The 17,224-nt window shown below is 65.9% G+C and carries 17 protein-coding genes; 12 read left to right on the plus strand and 5 right to left on the minus strand.

The features are described from left to right. Positions 1-453 precede the first annotated feature (453 nt). On the minus strand, positions 454-870 hold the full coding sequence (locus ACSBP4_RS04520) for a CBS domain-containing protein (RefSeq protein ID WP_049966465.1): 417 nt from the start codon (positions 868-870) through the stop codon (positions 454-456). Between the two features lie 186 nt (positions 871-1,056). On the opposite strand from ACSBP4_RS04520, the gene ACSBP4_RS04525 reads away from it, so the two are divergent. Beyond that, positions 1,057-1,497, plus strand: a complete 441-nt coding sequence (locus ACSBP4_RS04525; RefSeq protein WP_435551482.1) for a universal stress protein — start codon at positions 1,057-1,059, stop codon at positions 1,495-1,497. A 236-nt stretch (positions 1,498-1,733) separates the two neighbouring features. Here the strand turns inward: ACSBP4_RS04525 and ACSBP4_RS04530 are convergent, their stop codons facing one another. Continuing rightward, positions 1,734-2,183 carry a pyridoxamine 5'-phosphate oxidase family protein gene (locus ACSBP4_RS04530; RefSeq protein WP_049966463.1) on the minus strand — a complete coding sequence of 150 codons (450 nt, stop codon included), beginning with the start codon at positions 2,181-2,183 and terminating at the stop codon, positions 1,734-1,736. 316 nt (positions 2,184-2,499) lie between these two features. Between ACSBP4_RS04530 and ACSBP4_RS04535 the strand changes: the two genes are divergently transcribed. Both ACSBP4_RS04535 and ACSBP4_RS04540 read left to right on the plus strand, forming a co-directional pair. After that, positions 2,500-3,648: an MBL fold metallo-hydrolase gene (locus ACSBP4_RS04535; RefSeq protein WP_049966462.1), complete on the plus strand. Its 1,149-nt coding sequence runs from the start codon at positions 2,500-2,502 to the stop codon at positions 3,646-3,648. 341 nt (positions 3,649-3,989) lie between these two features. Beyond that, positions 3,990-4,415: a universal stress protein gene (locus ACSBP4_RS04540; RefSeq protein WP_006650498.1), complete on the plus strand. Its 426-nt coding sequence runs from the start codon at positions 3,990-3,992 to the stop codon at positions 4,413-4,415. Positions 4,416-4,479: 64 nt separating this feature from the next. Here ACSBP4_RS04540 and ACSBP4_RS04545 read toward each other — a convergent pair whose 3' ends face one another. Then, on the minus strand, positions 4,480-4,863 hold the full coding sequence (locus ACSBP4_RS04545; protein ID WP_006650497.1) for a DUF302 domain-containing protein: 384 nt from the start codon (positions 4,861-4,863) through the stop codon (positions 4,480-4,482). 111 nt (positions 4,864-4,974) lie between these two features. Between ACSBP4_RS04545 and ACSBP4_RS04550 the strand changes: the two genes are divergently transcribed. From ACSBP4_RS04550 to ACSBP4_RS04560, 3 genes are all read left to right on the plus strand, one after another. Then, positions 4,975-5,628 carry a class I SAM-dependent methyltransferase gene (locus ACSBP4_RS04550; protein WP_049966460.1) on the plus strand — a complete coding sequence of 218 codons (654 nt, stop codon included), beginning with the start codon at positions 4,975-4,977 and terminating at the stop codon, positions 5,626-5,628. Positions 5,629-5,852: 224 nt separating this feature from the next. Then, the gene (trxA, locus tag ACSBP4_RS04555; RefSeq protein ID WP_435551483.1) at positions 5,853-6,212 is read left to right on the plus strand and encodes a thioredoxin; all 360 of its coding nucleotides are present in this window, start codon (positions 5,853-5,855) and stop codon (positions 6,210-6,212) included. After that, positions 6,209-7,252, plus strand: coding sequence for an NAD(P)/FAD-dependent oxidoreductase (locus tag ACSBP4_RS04560; protein WP_435551484.1), 1,044 nt, complete (start codon positions 6,209-6,211; stop codon positions 7,250-7,252). The genes trxA and ACSBP4_RS04560 overlap by 4 nt, the downstream gene beginning before the upstream one ends. Positions 7,253-7,399: 147 nt before the next feature. On the opposite strand, the gene rqcH is transcribed toward ACSBP4_RS04560, so the two are convergent. After that, positions 7,400-9,559, minus strand: a complete 2,160-nt coding sequence (gene rqcH, locus ACSBP4_RS04565; protein WP_435551485.1) for a ribosome rescue protein RqcH — start codon at positions 9,557-9,559, stop codon at positions 7,400-7,402. Between the two features lie 238 nt (positions 9,560-9,797). Between rqcH and ACSBP4_RS04570 the strand changes: the two genes are divergently transcribed. The 3 genes from ACSBP4_RS04570 to ACSBP4_RS04580 all read left to right on the plus strand — a co-directional run bounded on the left by ACSBP4_RS04570 (position 9,798) and on the right by ACSBP4_RS04580 (position 11,755). Further along, the gene (locus ACSBP4_RS04570; RefSeq protein WP_435551486.1) at positions 9,798-10,442 is read left to right on the plus strand and encodes a hypothetical protein; all 645 of its coding nucleotides are present in this window, start codon (positions 9,798-9,800) and stop codon (positions 10,440-10,442) included. 60 nt (positions 10,443-10,502) lie between these two features. Beyond that, complete coding sequence (locus tag ACSBP4_RS04575; protein WP_435551487.1) at positions 10,503-11,336, plus strand: ZIP family metal transporter; 834 nt, start codon at positions 10,503-10,505, stop codon at positions 11,334-11,336. Between the two features lie 65 nt (positions 11,337-11,401). Continuing rightward, entirely contained in the window at positions 11,402-11,755 is a 354-nt protein-coding gene (locus tag ACSBP4_RS04580) for a hypothetical protein (RefSeq protein ID WP_049966454.1), read from the plus strand. Between the two features lie 377 nt (positions 11,756-12,132). On the opposite strand, the gene ACSBP4_RS04585 is transcribed toward ACSBP4_RS04580, so the two are convergent. Beyond that, the gene (locus ACSBP4_RS04585) at positions 12,133-13,794 is read right to left on the minus strand and encodes a tRNA uridine(34) 5-carboxymethylaminomethyl modification radical SAM/GNAT enzyme Elp3 (RefSeq protein WP_435551488.1); all 1,662 of its coding nucleotides are present in this window, start codon (positions 13,792-13,794) and stop codon (positions 12,133-12,135) included. Between the two features lie 160 nt (positions 13,795-13,954). On the opposite strand from ACSBP4_RS04585, the gene mbhE reads away from it, so the two are divergent. Genes mbhE through ACSBP4_RS04600 form a run of 3 tightly spaced genes read left to right on the plus strand, consistent with a single transcriptional unit; the run spans position 13,955 to position 17,222 of the window. Then, positions 13,955-16,411 (plus strand): hydrogen gas-evolving membrane-bound hydrogenase subunit E, encoded by a 2,457-nt coding sequence (gene mbhE / locus ACSBP4_RS04590; RefSeq protein WP_049966452.1) that lies wholly within the window; start codon positions 13,955-13,957, stop codon positions 16,409-16,411. Further along, positions 16,408-16,872, plus strand: coding sequence for an MnhB domain-containing protein (locus tag ACSBP4_RS04595; RefSeq protein ID WP_006650487.1), 465 nt, complete (start codon positions 16,408-16,410; stop codon positions 16,870-16,872). Before mbhE ends, ACSBP4_RS04595 begins: the two co-directional genes overlap by 4 nt. Further along, positions 16,869-17,222, plus strand: a complete 354-nt coding sequence (locus ACSBP4_RS04600) for a sodium:proton antiporter (protein ID WP_006650486.1) — start codon at positions 16,869-16,871, stop codon at positions 17,220-17,222. Before ACSBP4_RS04595 ends, ACSBP4_RS04600 begins: the two co-directional genes overlap by 4 nt. The last annotated feature ends 2 nt before the right edge of the window (positions 17,223-17,224 follow it).

Below are 17,224 nucleotides of genomic sequence, written 5' to 3' on the forward strand. Positions count from 1 at the left end.
TCCGCACGGAACCACCACGAGATCGACGCCGGCACCGCGCTGTTGCTCGGCTCGATCGTGGTTGCCGTTCGCGAGACCGGGGGCGTACCGGGAACGCTGGAACCGCGAGACGGCGAACCCGGCGATCGCACTCGGTGCAGCACTGCTCGTCAGCGGGCCGTCGTCTACGGCGGCCTCACCATGCACCGGTCGCAAGCGGGCGCGCCGTCACCGGCCACGGAATCGGATGGCAGACTTGTCCCAAGTACACACAAACGCTCCGAAAAAGGAGGCCGTCCGAGGCGCTCGAGCGTTCGGAACTGCCGGACGATCGGCAGTCGACCACGTCGTCACCGGCGACCGTCAAGCGACCGGCGGACGAGTCGGTGTGTCTCGGTCGTCGCCGAGGCCGGCCGCACGCCAACGGAGTTGCCTCGTGACGGCGAACGGTGACGGGCCACAGATCGCCGGGGATCAGTACTCGGGTCGCTGGGCCCGAATGACGTCCGCGAGCTGTTGTTCCTCGTCGGCGATGAGTTCCGTCAGATCGTCGGCCGTGATGATGCCGACGAGCTGGTCGCCGTCGCTGACGGGGAGGCGGCGCACGCCGTGTTCGGCCATCAGATCCGTCGCCTCGTAAAACCCGCCGTCCCGTTCGATCGTACAGGGATCCTCGGTCATTACGTCCGTTGCCGTCTGCTCGGCGTCGGCCCCGTCGGCGAGGACGCGCACAGTCAGGTCGCGGTCGGTTACGATACCCACCGGCGCATCGTCATCGGTGATCACGATACTCCCGACGTTCTCCTCGTCCATCATCGCCGCGAGTTCGGGGACCGACGCGTCGGGTGCGGCCGTTACGACATCGCTGCGGGCTAAGTCATCGATCGGCATGAGGACACCGGATAGGCCGACCACGCGAGACGTCTTAGTCTCGGGGCCCAAGTGTGACGACGGCGGACTCTCTCGTCGGTACGACCGTCACGCGACCGTACTCGAGTCCTCGACGGTCGCGCTCGAACCGATCGCGAGCGGGCCGTTTCCGGCGGGTTTCTTGTGCGTTGCTGACGTGTCTCCCGTATGGGAACGCACGTACTCGTCCCGTTGGACGGCTCATCGCAAGCGTGGGCCGCGTTCGATCACGCGGTCTCGAATCACGACGGCGGGCGAATCACGACGTTACACGTCGTCGATCCGATGGCTGGCGTCTACAGCGACTACGGGGGCGGCGGCTACTACGATCCACAGATCCACGATCAGGCCGTCGAACGGGGCAACGAACTCGGCGAAGACGCGCGCGACCGAGCGGAGGAAGCGGGAGTTCTCGAGACGGCTACGATCGACACCGCGGTCGAAACTGGACCGCCCGCTCGAACGATCGTCCAGTACGCCGACGAAAACGACGTCGATCACATCGTCATGGGAAGTCACGGTCGGTCCGGCGTCACTCGTGTCCTGCTCGGAAGCGTGGCCGAAACCGTCACGCGGCGCTCCCCAGTCCCGGTGACGATCGTTCGATAACGGAACACGCCCGTCGCTTACACTGTCGGACAGAAGTCACTACGAAGTCGGTCGCCAATTCGCGGCCTACCGGCGACGGCCACAGCAGAGCGCCCGATCTTCACGCCGTTCTGCCCAACAGCGTTACCGTATCACACGGACTGCCGTCCGTCAGTTCCGACGAGACCCGACCGTCCCGCGATTGCACGGGGAATCGGGACAGTTGCCCGTATGAGCCGTTGATGGACGTCCGCTCGCTACGCATCGGTCCGGACCTCTTTCCGCCCCGTTATCTCGTCCGGATCGAGGCTGAAATAGCGGAACGTCATCTCCCTCGGCGGTCGCTCGAACACGTCGACGATCGGGATCTGGATCCCCCACATCCCCTGAATTTCCGTCGATTCGTACGGCGCATCGGCCGTATCCGAAAGCCGTCCCGTAGCGACGACGCTTCGCCAGCCGGTGTCGGTCTCGTCGTGTGTCACGAAGGAGACGGGGTTGTCCACGAGGTCCTCCTTTCTGCTGTCCTGTGGGATCGAGAGTCGATAGTAAAACCGCTTCACGTCCGCGCTGTACCCGTACGAGACGGGGATCGAAACCGGTGGTTCGTCGGGATCCGTGGCGAAGGAGATGACGCCGGTCCCGCCGCGACCGAGGAATTCGTTTAGTTCGTCCTCGCTCAGTTGCAGCCATCGAGGGTCCTGCATACGGTCCCCGACGATGCGCTGGCTAAAAGTCCCCCTATTATTGGAGGCCGTACTATCACGGGAACGGGAACGTCGCCACCGACCTGCCGGGATCGTCTCGTAGCCACTGACAATCGTTGCACACCCGACCGCACGACAGCGTTGTCATTCGTTTCAGCGGCTCCGATAGCGGCGGCCAAGCGTGTCCCGAAGCGAGCCGATCGGCCGCGAGACACGCCCTCGAGTCGGTCGAATCCCGTCCCGGTCGTCGAGGGTGCCTGTGCAGGGACGATACCTATCAACGGGCTCGCAGTATGAGTCTTGCAAGGTGAGTCCAATGGTGACCCAACTATCTCCCGAACGGCTCGCGGAGATGATCGACTCGGACGAGTCGTTCACGCTCGTCGATACGCGCCCCGAAGACAGTTACGAGGGGTGGCGGATTCACGGTGCCGAAAACGTCCCGTTCGACCCGCGCGACGAGTTCGGTGACGAGAAAATCGAGCGCATCGAGGCAGCGAGCAACGGCGACTCGATCGTCGCGATCTGTGGGAAGGGGCTCACGTCGACGCCGTTCGGGTTCGAACTCGAGCAACGCGGCTACGACGACGTGGCCGTCGTGAAAGGCGGCATGGAAGACTGGAGCAAGGTGTACGAGGTCGTTCCCGTCGAGACGGCAAACGAGGATCTCGTCGTCCTGCAGCTACAGCGCCGGGCAAAGGGCTGTCTCGGCTACGTCGTCGGCTCGACGGCCGCCGAGTCGGCGGTCGTGGTCGACCCGACCCGACAGACGGATCAGTTCAAGATCGCCGCTGAGGAGGCCGGACTCGCGATCGAGCGCGTCCTCGATACCCACGTCCACGCCGACCACATCTCGGGCGGGCGAAAACTGGCGACCGAGCTGGACGTTCCCTACCATCTCGGCGAACGTGCGAGCGAGCGGGGCGTCGAATACGACTACGAACCCCTCGTCGACGGCGAGACGATCGCCCTCGGCGACGTCGAAATCGAGACGCTACAGACGCCGGGACACACGACCGAGATGGTCAACTATCTCGTCGACGGTGAGGCGCTGCTGACGGGTGACACGCTGTTCGTCGAGTCCGTCGGCCGGACGGAGCTTCAGTTCGGTGACGAGGACGCGGCCAACGGCGCCGAACTACTGTACGAATCGCTCCACGACACCGTTCTCGAGTTACCGGACGAGACGCGAATCCTCCCGGGACACGTATCCGTCACGGCGGACAACCGATACGAGGTCGGTTCGCCGGGCGAACTGATCGGCGCTCGTCTGGGCGATCTCCGCGACGATCTCGAATTGCTCGGATTGGACGAAGACGAGTTCGTAGATCGGATAGTCGAGAACGACCCGGAAAAGCCGCCGAACTACGAGCGCGTACTCGAGATCAACACGGGGACGGAGCCCCCCGAGGACGAGTCCGAGGCGACGGAACTCGAACTCGGCCCCAACAACTGCGCGGCCTGATTCGCCGGCGAGCGTCGGACACGGGATCACTGCCAGACGGTGTCAGCAGGCGACTCCGTGGCCGGTTTCACCCGTTCCGTTCAGTGTGGTACTGCCACAGTGGATAGCGGACACTCATTGCTGTCGGAGTCACTGGATCGGATACACTGATCACAGCGTTGTCGTGCGATTCGGTGCCATTGACTATAGAGGTCCGCCTCGACGCGTCAGCGACCGAGCCGAAACTGACCGAAGTTCACGGAACGGAGGACACGGCAAACGTCCGACAGCGCCCTTCAGATCTATTTTTCAGCCATGAGATCGGCGTGACGACTTTATACCGGGTTGGCGAACCATTCGTCATGGCCGACCGAATTCTCGTTCCCTACGACGGGACGCCGCAGGCGACGGAAGCCCTCGAATTGACCTTCGACGAATTCCCGGATGCGACCGTCATCGCGCTGTATGTCATCGAGGTGCCGGACGGGCGGTGGGCACAACTCCTGGGACCGGAACTGCAAGTACCCGTTTCCGAAAAAGCGGAGGAACACGCAGCCGATGTCCTCGAGACAGCGACGGACCTCGCAACCGAGTACGGTCGCAGTCTCGAAACGAACATAGTCACGGGCGAACCGGATGACCGCATCGTCGCGCAGGCGGCGGAGGAATCGGTCGATCTGATCGTCATCGGCAGCCACAGCAAGGAGGGGGTCTCCCGCGTCCTGCTCGGGAGCGTCGCGGAAACCGTCGTTCGACGATCACCGGTTCCCGTTCTCGTGGTCCGGTAGTGGCGACCGGAACGCGCCACGACACGAGCGGAGATCGTGGTGCCGTACGCTTAGAACCGCGGTGTTACAGGGACTCGAGAACCCGCTCGAAGCGCTCGTACGCGTCGTCACCGATCGGGTCGAGGTCGTCGTTCTCGGTGACGCCGATCAGCCGTCGCGGGTCGACGGCGCTGACGACGACGCCGCCGTCATCGTCGTAGACGACGACGTTGCAGGGGAGTACGGTCCCGAGGTCGAGGTCGTCCTCGAGTCCCCGATGGGCCAACCCCGGATTGCACGCGCCCAAGATCCGGTACCGTCGGAAGTCTTCGTCGAGTTTCTGCTGCAGCGTCTCCCGAACGTCGATGTCGCAGAGGACGCCGAATCCTTCGTCCTCGAGGGCGCCGATCGTTTCCGCGACGACGTCGTCGAACTCGCCGTCCGTTCGCGTGCGAAGCGTGTCGGACATAGTAGACGGTCGATTTCGATCGTGATCGTCGTTGGGGTAGCAACGGCAAGCCCGCAGGGCTCGCGTCGGTTCGGGGGAAGACAGTAGTCCGTCCGTGGAGACTGTACTCCTATGAGTTCTCGTCGTCTCCCGCGAGCGGTCGCCGCCCTGCTCGGGCTCGTGTTGCTCGCCGGACTCGGATACGCCCTCCGGTGGCGGTCGAACCCGTCACCGTGTCCGTACGCTCAGCGCAACGCGATCGATCTGCCGCGTCCGGTCATCACTCGCTCGAGGCTGTGTGACGTACTCGAGCCCCGGCCCGGAGAACGTCTTCTCGAGGTCGGGCCGGGAACGGGCTACTACACGGGGACGGTCGCGCGGGCGGTCGAGCCGTCGGGGACGGTACACGCCGTAGATGTCCAATCGGAGATGGTCGAACACCTCCGGACGCGGACGCGAGCGGCGGGTAACCTGCCCGTCGAACCGGTCCGCGGCGACGCACGAGCGCTTCCGTATCCGGACGACACGTTCGATGCCGCGTATCTGGTCCTGGTCCTCGGCGAGGTTCCCGACCAGGAGCGGGCGCTCGACGAACTCGAGCGGGTCCTCAAGCCTGACGGCCGACTCGTCGTCGGCGAATCGCTCCCCGACCCGCACTTCGTCGGGTTCGAACGGCTACGACGCCGCGCCGAACGACGCGGATTGACGTTCAACGGTCGCGTCGGGACGCGAGCGGGGTATTTCGCCCGCTTCGACGCGAGTGCCGCGGAGCGGCCGCCTCGTTGAACGAACGGTTATTAGGTATATGCACAAAACTACTCGTACCGAACCGAACGGGGTGGAACCGGTTTTCACCCCGCCGCCAATCCCGAAGACGGCCACGCATGTACTTCTCACAGCCGTCGAACCACGTACTCCGTGTAACGGGAGTGATCGCCCGAGAATAGCTGCCACTATATTGTACACTATGTACAAAACCTTTAAGCGGTGTCGGTCCATACGTAGTGGTGATGGCAACTGATGCACGCGACGACGTTTCGGCACGATCGCTCGACGAACCGCTCTACATCGACGGGAGAAGCCACCTCGAGGACGTCACGGCGGAACACGAGGTCGTTCTCGTGGACTTCTACGCCGACTGGTGTGGCCCCTGTCAGATGCTCAATCCCGTCCTCGAGAAGCTGGCCGACACGACCGACGCCGTGATCGCCAAGGTCGACGTCGACGAACACCAGCAGCTCGCGGGGTCGTTCGGCGTTCGTGGCGTGCCGACGCTCGTCTTCTTCGCGGACGGTGAGCAGGTCGAACAGCAGTCCGGCGTGTTACCGGAAAACCGACTCCGAGCCCTGATCGAGAGATACACCGAATGAACGAGGCAACCGACGCGACCGCGGACGTTCGTAACGTCGTGATCGTCGGCTCCGGCATCGCCGGTCTCTCGGCGGCCGTCTACGCCGCGCGGGCCGACCTCGAGCCGCTGGTACTCGAGGGACCCGAACCGGGCGGCCAGCTGACGCTGACGACGGACGTCGAGAACTACCTCGGCTTCCCCGAGGGCGTCGGCGGGATGGAACTGATCGGGAACGGCAAGGACCAGGCCGAGCGCTTCGGCGCCGAATTCGAACACGGAACCGTCGAGGACGCGACGCTCGGAGACCGGCCGTTCGAACTCGACCTCTCGAACGGCGATCGGCTGCGAACGCGTGCGCTGATCGTCGCGAGCGGCGCGAGCGCTCGCTGGGTCGGTGCCGAAAACGAGGCCGAACTGATGGGGTATGGCCTCTCGACGTGTGCGACCTGCGACGGCGCGTTCCACCGCGGCGACGACGTCCTCGTGATCGGCGGCGGCGATTCGGCGATGGAAGAAGCGCTCTTCCTCGCGAAGTTCGCCGACAGCGTGACCGTCGTTCACCGCCGAGAGGAACTGCGCGCGTCCGAGATCATGGCCGACCGTGCCCGCGACAACGAGACCATCGAGTTCCGCTGGAACACGGAACTCGAGGCGCTGCGGGGCTCCCAAGAAGACGGCGTCACCGGCGCGACGCTCGTCTCGCACCCCGAGGGCTATCCCCTCGAGCAAGCCGCGAACGGCGCCGACGTGACGCGCGAGACGGTCGACGTCGGCGGCGTGTTCTACGCGATCGGCCACACGCCCAACACCGACTTCCTCGCGGGAACCGCCGTCGACCGCGACGAGAGCGGCTACCTCCACACGCGAACCGACGACGCCGGCCGCGCGACGACCGAGACCGCAGTCGAAGGCGTCTTCGCCGCCGGCGACGTCGCCGATCCAAACTACCAACAGGCGATCACCGCCGCCGGAACCGGCAGTATGGCGGCCCTCGACGCCGAAGCGTACCTCGAGGCGCTCGAGCGGACGACGGCGCCCGCGCTCGAAGTCTCGCAGTAGTCGTCCACGTCACTGGTAGAGTTCCCTCGCGCGGGTTGGCACGCGCATTCGACCCTGACTCTCTATTTCGACGCCCTCGAGGATGGGGTCCGGTCCGACACCGACTCGACACGGTGATCCGCGGCCATCGCGTGCGGATCGGCGCGACTACTCCTCTTTGATCCGACTACCGCCCGGCGGCATGAAGTGCTGGATCCGGTCCGGGCTGGCGATCTTGCGGACGAACGACTCGTCCTCGAAGCGCTCGCGGAACCGCCGGTAGAGTCGCTTTGCCGTGTCCGCCTGGGCGTACTGCCCGGGCTCGAGTTCGATCGTCGTCTCCGTCCGGTCTTCGATGGCCGACGGCGGGCCGCCGATCACTCGCGTGTAGGGCTCACACTGGATCCCGACCGCCGCGCCGACCGGGGTATCGCGGTAGTAGGTCCGATCGCCGCGGATCGCGAACCCACCCTTCTCCAAGTACTCGCCGCTCTCGGGGGTCTTCGAGACCTGATCGGCGTCGACCGCGTAGACGTCGCCCGCGTAGCGGCCGTCCTTCCAGACCGAGGCGTACGAGACCGCGAACTGGGCCGCCTCCTCGATGCTCGACTCGGGGAGTTCGATGTCGCTCGAGGAGGCCTCGCTCGGGTCGGTCGCCTTCAGCACGGTGACGGGACCGCCGTGGGCCTGCGTGTGCAGGACCTTGTCGCCCGGCTCGAGGTACTTCTTGACGATCTCCTCGTTCTGGTCGGCGTTGCGGCCGCCGATCACGAGGTAGTCGTCGCTGGTGTGGAACCAGCGGAAGCGGTCGAACCAGGGCTCGTTTTCGCGGATCGGAATCGAGGGGTCGGCGAGCCAGTCCCGTTTCGGCCCTTCGTCGTCCGCCTCGTCCTCGTCGTCGCTCGCGGCGTCCTGGGCTTCCCACTCGTCGCGGCGTCGCTTGGCGTCTTCTAAGTCCTCGCGGGTGTTTTCGATGGCCGCCAGCGCGCCCTCCTTTTTGTCCTCGACGCGTTTGGCCTCGGTGTAGAGCCGGTCGGCGTTCTGTTCGACGCCCCGATCGGCGACCAGTTCGATCCGCTCGCCGTCGAGGTCGACGGTCACGGTCCCCTCGCTGCCGTCGACGTCGATGACCGCCTCGGCGGCCGCGATACCGCGGTCGGCCCCCTCCTCGAACCGTTCCCGGATCTCGTCCCAGGCGCGGTCCTGCTCGCGGGCCTGCTGGACCGTCGAGAGGATCTCGTCGACGAGTCCGTACTCGGCATAGAGCAACTCCGCCCGCTCGCGAAGCTGCTCGGCCTCCTGCTCGAACCCCTCGATCGCCCCCTGCTGTTGCTCGATGATCCGCTCGTGTTTGGCGATCTCCGACTCGAAATCCGGGCGCTGATCGGTCGGATCGGGCTCTTCCTCTTCGGCGAGTTCGAGCCGGAAGAAGTAGTCGTCCAGCGCCGACAGGAACGAGTCGTAGCCCTCGGCGGGCAGGTCCGCGTGTTCCTCGAGCGGGAACGGCGTGACGTCGACGACGGGACCGTCGCCTGCGTCGGTTCCCTCGCTTTCGTCGTCCCCGTCGGCCTCGTCGTCGCCCGCGAAGTAGAGCCGCGGGTCGAAGTTACCGTTGCGAATGTCGAGTGCGAGCCGTTCGATGGCCTCGTAGATCCGGTCGTAGACGTCCTCGTCGGCGTCGTCGATGTCAAGCCCCTTCTCGACGCCGGCGCGGGTACAGATCTCCTCGGCGTAGAGCCCGCCGAAGTTGAGTTGGGTCGCCAGCGTCCGGACCACGTCGGTGTCGGAGTCGTCCATCTCGTGGTCGAACGCCTCCCGGGAGACCGTCAGTGGGTTCGTCCGGGTATCCGGGAACTCATAGCGCGAGCCCGGGACGACCGTTCGGGACTTGAGTCGGACGGTCTCGAGGCAGTCGATCACCTCGTACTCGCCGTCGGTGACCGCGACGTTGCCCTGCCCGAACAGTTCGACGATGATCCGGGTGGTGCCGTCGTCGCGCTCGAAGACGAACTCGAGGATGCGGTCGAACTCGTACTGTTCGACGCCCGCGAAGTCCGCTCCCGACAGTCGGTTCCGGAGCATCATCGCGAACTGGGGCGGCCGGCCGGGGGCGTCGGGCACCCGTTCGGGGGCGACCGTGTGGGCCCGCTTGACCTCGCCGACCTCGAGAATTAGTTCCAGTCGGCCCCGGTCGAAGTCCCGCATCTTGAGGCGGACGAGATCGTCGCCGTAGAGGTAGGCCTTGTCGACTTTCGCTCCCTCGTAGGTGCCGAGTTCCCCGACGAGGGCCGCGAGGTCGACGCTTGTCAGCTCCCGCTTCGAATCCATACTACACACTGCCCGGTCCGGTCAAAAAGGGGTGTCGCTCCGGTCCGGGGCGATCGCGTCGACGAGCGTCCGCAAGGCGGGCGACCGACTCGTCGGTCGCTGTCGGAACATCTAATCCTCGCGGGCACCCAGTAGGGAGCATGCACGAGGCCGTGGGTGGCGTCACCCGTGAGTCGAACGAGCGACTGCGAGGGGACACGGACCGAACGCGGACGGTCGGGAACGGGGGGTCGACCCGATGAGCGCGAACGAGGAACCGCCCTGGTCCGACGTCTCCCGATTTCCGGACTTTCTCGATCACCTCGAGCAACAGGGCGGCGCGACGGTCCGCGGGATCGTCGACCGGATCGATGCCGACGTCGACATGGACGGCGTCGTCTATCACGATCGGGGCATTCGCTCGCCGGGCTACGACGCGACGTTCGTCCCCGAGCCCGAAGGTGAGCGACTTCGACCCGCGTTCAGCGTCGAACTCCACACCGTCGGCCCCCGAAGCGTCTGGGCGGTCTTCGACGCGACGCTCTCGTGGGACTTCTATCTCCTTCAGGCCGAGGGGATCGCGGCGATCGCCTGGGTGAGCGACGAGGAGTACAACGCCGAGGAGTCCGGGATGTTCCTCTCGAAACACGACGCCCTCGCCGCCGGCCGGTTCTCCTTTGGCACGTTCATCTATGCCGACGAGGACTGGCAGGAACAGCTGGAACTCATCGAGGGAACCGATACGCCCGCCTTCCTCCAGCGCGACGACGGCAGCACGCTCGTGCCGACCAGTCAGGACGATTTCTACAGCGTCGTCAACTCGACGCCCCAGGAGTTCCGGACCAACGGCGGCGGTGCGCCGCCACATCTGGGACTGCTCGAACTCGAGGTTTCGATCGACTGAGGACGGGCGCCGCGGTATCCGACCGCAACCGTTTTCGAGCCGGCCTCGGAGAGAACCCGTATGTCGTCGCTCGAGGAAGTCGTCGTCGTCGCGACCATCGCCGGCTGTACCACCGGGATCGGGGCGTTACCACTCCTGCTCACCGACCGAATCAGCCACCGCGTCTACGACGGGTCGCTCGGCCTCGCAGCCGGCATCATGGTCGGAGCCGCGGTCTTCGCCCTCGTGTTGCCCGGCCTCGAGATGGGGTCGCCGCTCGAGGTCACCGCCGGTCTCCTCGCCGGCGGCGGCTTCCTGCTGGTCGTCAACGCCGTTCTCCCGCACTTGCATCTCCTCTTTCGCGGGGAACGGGTCGAAGGGACGGGACCGACGTTCGACCCCGCCGGCGAGCTACCGTCGGCCGAGGCTGACGGCGACCTCGAACCGCTCGGCGACGACGCCGACGACCTGCGTCGCGCCGCACTGGTCGGCGGTGCCGTCACCATCCACAACGTCCCCGAGGGGCTGGCGGTGGGGATCGCCTTCGCGAGCGGCGAGACGGCGCTCGGCCTCGCCATCGCGACGGCGATCGCGGTCCAGAACGTCCCCGACGGGTTCGCGATGGCGGTGCCTGCCGTCCGGGCCGGCGTCTCCGCCCCCCGAACGCTCCTCTATACCACGCTCTCGGGCGGCGTCCCCGAACCGATCGCCGCCGCAATCGGCTTCTCGCTCGTCGCGGTCGTCTCCGGGCTCTTCCCCCTCTCCGCCGGCTTCGCCGCGGGGGCGATGATCGCCGTCGTCTTCCGGGAACTGGTCCCCTCGAGCCACGGCCACGGCTACGCCGACACCGCGACGGCGACGTTCGTCCTCGGCTTCGCGGTCATGCTGCTCGTCGACACCGTCCTCGCGGTCTGACCGGGTGTCTCGTCCACCGGCCCACGGGTCAAAGGAAACATACGTCACCGGAGCCACACGAACGTATGGTTTCCCGCGAAAATAGCGTCCTCGCCGTCGCGTTCGCCCTCTGTCTGGCCGCCTTCCTGCTCGGTGCAGCCCTCGGCCTCGAGGGACCGATCTACGCGTTCGTGGTGGTGATCGCGATCCCGATCGTCGGGCCGCAACTGTACCTGGCGGCCACCGGCGACGAGGCGGTGCCGGCGCCGACTCGGATCCGGACGGCCCTGCTGCTGGGCGGCGGTCTCTGTCTGCTGTTCGGGACCGCCGGTACCGACGCGGAGCGGCGGCTGTTCTGGGGGATCGGGACCGGATTCCTCCTGACGGCTCTCGTCTACGAGGTTCGGACGGGATACCTGCGCGAAATTGCGAGCCGCTGACGGAGCGGCCGTACTGATCACGGCAGCGTGGCGTCACCTTGAACGAGCTGCGAGAACGGAAACCGAGCGTGCCGGTGTCGCTCTAGGGGGAGTCGAGCGATGGGATGGGTGCCGGCGCGCTCGCGGGACAGTGCGGTGTGCCGCTGTCGGAGTGGGATGGGGGGTGGAGGGGATGACAACGGTGCCGACGATTGTCGGCACGCGAGTATACGACATATAGAATAATAAATTTTTCGAGTTCAGAAGATGAACTATTTCCGCAGGGAAAATGCGAAGCGCGACGCGATTTCGTGTCTCGATTCGTCGCAGTCGGGAGTCGGAGCGGCCGGCAGCGGTCCCGATCGACTCTCGAGCGGGTCCGTCCACACACGAACGGCCTAGAGACGTTTGCTCACGTACGGGCCGTCCTGATGGTAGCCGAGTTTGTTCCGGTAGTACTCCCGCGCGCCGATGCCGGAGATGACGCTCAGTTTGTCGTAGCCGGCGTCGGCCGCGAGGTCCTCTGCGCGATTCATTAGCCGGCGGCCGTAGCCCTGATGCTGATGTTGATCCGTCTCGCTCTCGTCACCCATGGCGACCTCGGAGCCGTAGACGTGCAGTTCCCGGATCAGCGCGGCGTTCTCGAGTTCCGGGCGGACAGGGTCGTTGGGGAACCGGAGCCTGCAGAAGCCGACCAGCAGGTCCTTCTGGAAGTCCTCGAAGGAGATGAAATGCTCGGTGCCGCCGCAGGCCTCGTAGGTCAACACGTCGAGGTCGACGTTCTCGGCGTCCTCGTCGTTCATCCCCGCTTCGCGACAACGGATACAGTCGCAAGACCAGCCGTGTTCGTCCATGCGCTTGCGGGCGAGCTGGCGGAGATTGGACTTCCAGACGCCGGCGTCGATGAAGTCCGCGGGGATGTCCCGCTGGACGCGCTGGAGTCGCGTGTACCGGGGAATCATGTCCTTGATCTCGGCGATCAGCTCCGCGGCCTCGTCGTTGCCCAGCGGTTCGAACTCGCCGTTGTGCCACCAGTCGTAGGTCGCCGTTCCCCGGACGATCAGCGTCGGATAGATCTTCAGGTAGTCCGGCTTCCACTGCTCCTGCTCGAAGAGCCGCCGGAAGTCCTCGAGACACATCTCCTTGCTCATTCCGGGCTGGCCGGGCATCATGTGGAAGCCGACCTTGAACGCCGAGTCCCGGAGCCGGCGGTTGGCGTCGATCGACACCTGCGCGCCGTGGCCCCGGTGCATCTCCCGGTTGATCCGCTCGAAGGTCGTCTGGACGCCGACCTCGACTTTCGTCCCGCCCAGATCGAGCATCCGGTCGATCTGTTCCGGATCGCACCAGTCGGGCTTGGTCTCGAAGGTCGTCCCGATGTTGCGAACGTCGGCCGTCTCGTTCTCGGCGATGACGTCCTCGAGGTACTGCCACTCGTACTCCTCGGGGTCCTCGGCGAAGCTGACGCCCTGAGCCGGCTCCGGCTCCTTGTCGACGTCGTAGTCGTTCATCGCCTCGAGGGCGCGCTTGACGAACCACTCCTGATAGTCGTGGCTGCGAGCGGTCATCGTCCCGCCCATCAGGATGAGTTCGACCTTGTCGACGGGATGGCCGATCTGGCGCAGCTGCTCGAGTCGGAGCGTGACCTGCCCGTAGGGGTCGTAGTCGTTCTGGACGCCGCGGGCGGCGGCGGGCTCCTCGCCCGTGTAGCTCTGGGAACTCGAGAACTCCGAGTCGGGGCCGCCGGGACAGTAGAGACACTTTCCGTGAGGACAGCGCTCGGGCGAGGTCATGATCGCGACCGGCGAGACGCCGGAGGCCGTTCGGACCGGTTTGCGCTGTAACACCGCTTCCAGGTCCTCGCGGTGTTCTTCGGGCGCGTAGTCCAGTAGCTCGGAGTTCTTCGGCACCTTGGGTGCCGAGTGTTCCGAGCAGGCCTCGAGCTTCGCTTTCTCGACCTCGTCGCGCTCGATCTCGCCGGCGAGGATCCGCTCGACGAGCGTCTCACAGACCCGCTCGAACGCTTCGGTTTCGGTCGGTTCGGGCGTCTCGGTACTCACTACGTACGAATGGTCGCCGTTCGCGAATAAGCGTGTCGGACTCTTCGATCCGGCCGCTACTACCGCGACGTCCAGTCCGTGTGTAACGGTTCCGTCTATCAGTCGGGCTTCCGAAAGGTAATCGCTTAAGGGACGTCTCACCCTATCCTCGGCGTACCGAATGTCTCCCGACCTGGCGGTCGTCGTCGCCGCGGTCGCGTTGCCGTTCGTCGCGGCAGCACTGACGCCGCTCGTCTTCCGTCTCTTCGGCGAAACGACCGGGTTCGTCGGAACCGTCGTCTCGCTGGCGTCGTTCGGCCTGCTCGCCACACAGTACGGCACCGAAGGCAGCGTCTCCCTCGAGTGGATCTCGTCGCTGAATATCGCACTCCAGTTCTACGTGGACGGCTGGGCACTGCTGTTCGCGATGCTTGCCACCGGTATCGGCGCGCTCGTGTTCACGTACTCCCCCGCATACATGCACGGTCAGGCCGGTCTCCCGAGGTACTACGCCGCCCTGCTTGCGTTTATGGGCTCGATCGTCGGCGTCGCGCTGGCCGCCGACCTGGTCGCGATCTTCCTCTTCTGGGAACTCACGAGTCTCTGTTCGTTCGTCCTGATCGGCTACTACACCGCCGACGACTCCTCGCAGTACGCCGCCCGAATGGCCATGTTCATTACCGTCGGTGGCGGCCTGTTCCTGCTCGTCGGCCTCCTCTTGCTCTCGATCGTCGCCGGCGACGTCCTCGGCCCGGGGGCCGCGTTCGACCTGGCCACGATGCTCGAAAACCCCGAGACCATGAGCAATGCCTTGCGAGAGCGGGGCCTGTTCCTCCCAGTTCTCGGCCTGCTGGCGATCGGTGCGGGCACCAAGTCCGCACAGGTGCCGGTCCACTTCTGGCTGCCCAACGCGATGGCGGCTCCGACGCCGGTCTCCGCCTTCCTCCACTCGGCGACGATGGTCAAGGTCGGCGTCTACTTCATCGGTCGCGTCCGACCCATGCTCGTCGGCGAGGAGTGGCTCTTCCTCTTTGCGACGCTCGGGCTGACGACGATGACCGTCTGTGCGATCATGGCCGTCGCCGCGACCGACATCAAGGAACTGCTTGCCTACTCGACTGCGAGTCACCTCGGACTGATGGTCGCCGGCTTCGGCTTTACCTCCGTCTACGGCGCTGAGACCGGTGTGTTCCACCTCCTCAACCACGCACTGTTCAAGGCCGCGCTCTTTCTCGTCGCCGGTATCATCGCCCACGAAGCGGGGACCCGCGAGATCCGGGAGTTGGGTGGCCTCCGTCACGATCTCCCCGTCACGGCGGCGATCACCGGCGTCGTCGCGCTCAGCATGGCCGGTATTCCGCCCTTCAACGGCTTTTACTCCAAGGAACTGCTCTTCGAGGCCGCTGTCGAGGCGAGCCATCACCACGAGATCGGACTCCTGGGATGGCTCTACCCCGCCGTCGCCGTCTTCGGCAGTATCTTCACCGTCCTCTACTCGCTGAAGTTCCTCTCGCTGTTTTTCGGCGAGCGCCCCGAGGCGCTCGGCCACGTCCACCGGCCGAACGTGAGCCTGCTCGTCCCGCCGGCCGTCCTCGCGTTGCTGGCCGCGGCCGTCAGCGTCGACCCGCAGCGAGCGGTCGACCTCATCGTTCAGTCGGGACTCGAGGCGACGGCGGTCGACCCCCACGCGATGCACGTCGGCCTTCCGACCTCGTACTCGACGCCGGTCGGCATGAGCGCAGTCACGATCGGGGCCGGCGTCCTCGCGTATCCGGCCTACGGACGGATCCACGACGGCATCCGTGCGGGGCTGGCAGCGGTCCCACCGATCCGCGCGAACTGGTGGTACGACCGCATCGTCGAGGGACTCACCGACGAGGGACGGCTGTTCGCCGAGTGGGTCCACAACGGCCATCTCCGGACGTACGCGACGTGGACGCTGGCGGCGACCTGTGCGCTCGCGCTCACCGGGTTCGTGGCCGCCGGTGCCATCGTCCCGGCGACGATCGGACTCGAGGTCACGATCCCCATCGCCCTCGTATTGCTCGTGGCGGTGGTCGGTGCGGTCGCGGTCGCACGCGCCGACAGCCACATCGCCGGGATCCTCACCCTCTCGATCCTCGGCTTTATGATCGCGATCTTCTACATCCTCGCGAGCGCGCCCGATCTCGCGTTGACCCAACTGGTCGTCGAGACGCTCGTGCTGGTGATTTTCCTGCTGGTCGTCGAGGAGATCCCCGAACGCTACGAGATCGAGGTCGGGCGGGTCGCCCGCGATGCCGTCCTCTCGGTCGCCGTCGGCGTGACCGTGTTCGTGACGATCCTCGTCACGACCGACGCTCGGCCCGACGGGCCGACCGAGATCGCCCGCGCCTACGCCGAGCGGGCGGTTCCGGGCGGCGGCGGGACCAACATCGTCAACGTGACCCTCGTCGACTTCCGCGGCTTCGATACGCTCGGCGAACTCGCCGTGATCGCGCTCGCTTCGATCTCGATCCTGACGCTGATCGTCATGCGCGGTCGCGGCGACGCGAGTCCCGCCGGCGACGACGGATCGCCCGCCGACTCGAGCGGCGACGGACCGACCGCCGCCGACGCCAGCACCGACGGCGGCCCCAGCGGAGGTGAGGACGCGTGACGACGGTCATCATGCGGACGACCGCGCGGGCGATCGTCCCGATCGTCCTCGTCGTCGCGATCTCGCTGTTCTTCGAGGGCCATAACCTGCCCGGCGGCGGGTTCATCGGCGGCGTCCTCACGGTGACGGCCTTCGGGATCGTCTACATGGCGTTCGGACTCGACTTCCTGGAGCGGGGCGTCCTCGGCCGCGAGGTCGATCCCGGCAAGGAACCCTCCCGGGACCGCGTCGTGTTGGCGTATCGCCGCCTGTTCGCCTACGGGTTCGCGATCGCGGTCCTCAGCGGACTCGTCCCGCTGGTCTTCGATCGGCCCTTCCTGACCCAGACGTTCGTCATGCTCGAGGGGGTGCCGATCTACGACCACCTCGAGGTCGCGAGCGCGATGGCCTTCGACTTCGGGGTCTACTGCGTGGTCGTCGGCGGACTGCTCACGATCCTCTCGGTGGTGGGAGCCGAATGACGGCGATCGTTCTGGCGGCCGCGGTCGGTGCGCTGTTTGCCCTCGGGACCTTCCTGCTCCTGCGGCGGGACCTGATCCGGGTCGTCTGGGGGCTGGCGATCATCAGTCAGGCCGCGAACGTCTACCTGCTGGCGATGGGCGGGATCGCGCCAGCGACAGCCGACTCGGTGCCAGTACTCGCCGGTCATGGGGACCACGTCCCGGAGACGGCCGATCCGCTGGTCCAGGCGCTGGTGTTGACCGCGATCGTCATCGGCTTCGGCATGACGGCCTTCGCGCTCGTGCTGTCGTATCGGGTCTACGAGGAACACGACACGTTGGACGTAACGGAACTGGGTGATCGGAAATGACG

This window comes from Natrinema sp. CGMCC1.2065, from assembly GCF_051225675.1.
Taxonomy (GTDB): domain Archaea; phylum Halobacteriota; class Halobacteria; order Halobacteriales; family Natrialbaceae; genus Natrinema; species Natrinema thermotolerans.

Bases quoted from the DNA above. Each gene is read 5' to 3' on its own strand.
- ACSBP4_RS04520 (WP_049966465.1), bottom strand. From the start codon at position 870: ATGCCGATCGATGACTTAGCCCGCAGCGATGTCGTAACGGCCGCACCC.
- ACSBP4_RS04525 (WP_435551482.1), top strand. From the start codon at position 1,057: ATGGGAACGCACGTACTCGTCCCGTTGGACGGCTCATCGCAAGCGTGG.
- ACSBP4_RS04530 (WP_049966463.1), bottom strand. From the start codon at position 2,183: ATGCAGGACCCTCGATGGCTGCAACTGAGCGAGGACGAACTAAACGAA.
- ACSBP4_RS04535 (WP_049966462.1), top strand. From the start codon at position 2,500: ATGGTGACCCAACTATCTCCCGAACGGCTCGCGGAGATGATCGACTCG.
- ACSBP4_RS04540 (WP_006650498.1), top strand. From the start codon at position 3,990: ATGGCCGACCGAATTCTCGTTCCCTACGACGGGACGCCGCAGGCGACG.
- ACSBP4_RS04545 (WP_006650497.1), bottom strand. From the start codon at position 4,863: ATGTCCGACACGCTTCGCACGCGAACGGACGGCGAGTTCGACGACGTC.
- ACSBP4_RS04550 (WP_049966460.1), top strand. From the start codon at position 4,975: ATGAGTTCTCGTCGTCTCCCGCGAGCGGTCGCCGCCCTGCTCGGGCTC.
- trxA (WP_435551483.1), top strand. From the start codon at position 5,853: ATGGCAACTGATGCACGCGACGACGTTTCGGCACGATCGCTCGACGAA.
- ACSBP4_RS04560 (WP_435551484.1), top strand. From the start codon at position 6,209: ATGAACGAGGCAACCGACGCGACCGCGGACGTTCGTAACGTCGTGATC.
- rqcH (WP_435551485.1), bottom strand. From the start codon at position 9,559: ATGGATTCGAAGCGGGAGCTGACAAGCGTCGACCTCGCGGCCCTCGTC.
- ACSBP4_RS04570 (WP_435551486.1), top strand. From the start codon at position 9,798: ATGAGCGCGAACGAGGAACCGCCCTGGTCCGACGTCTCCCGATTTCCG.
- ACSBP4_RS04575 (WP_435551487.1), top strand. From the start codon at position 10,503: ATGTCGTCGCTCGAGGAAGTCGTCGTCGTCGCGACCATCGCCGGCTGT.
- ACSBP4_RS04580 (WP_049966454.1), top strand. From the start codon at position 11,402: ATGGTTTCCCGCGAAAATAGCGTCCTCGCCGTCGCGTTCGCCCTCTGT.
- mbhE (WP_049966452.1), top strand. From the start codon at position 13,955: ATGTCTCCCGACCTGGCGGTCGTCGTCGCCGCGGTCGCGTTGCCGTTC.
- ACSBP4_RS04600 (WP_006650486.1), top strand. From the start codon at position 16,869: ATGACGGCGATCGTTCTGGCGGCCGCGGTCGGTGCGCTGTTTGCCCTC.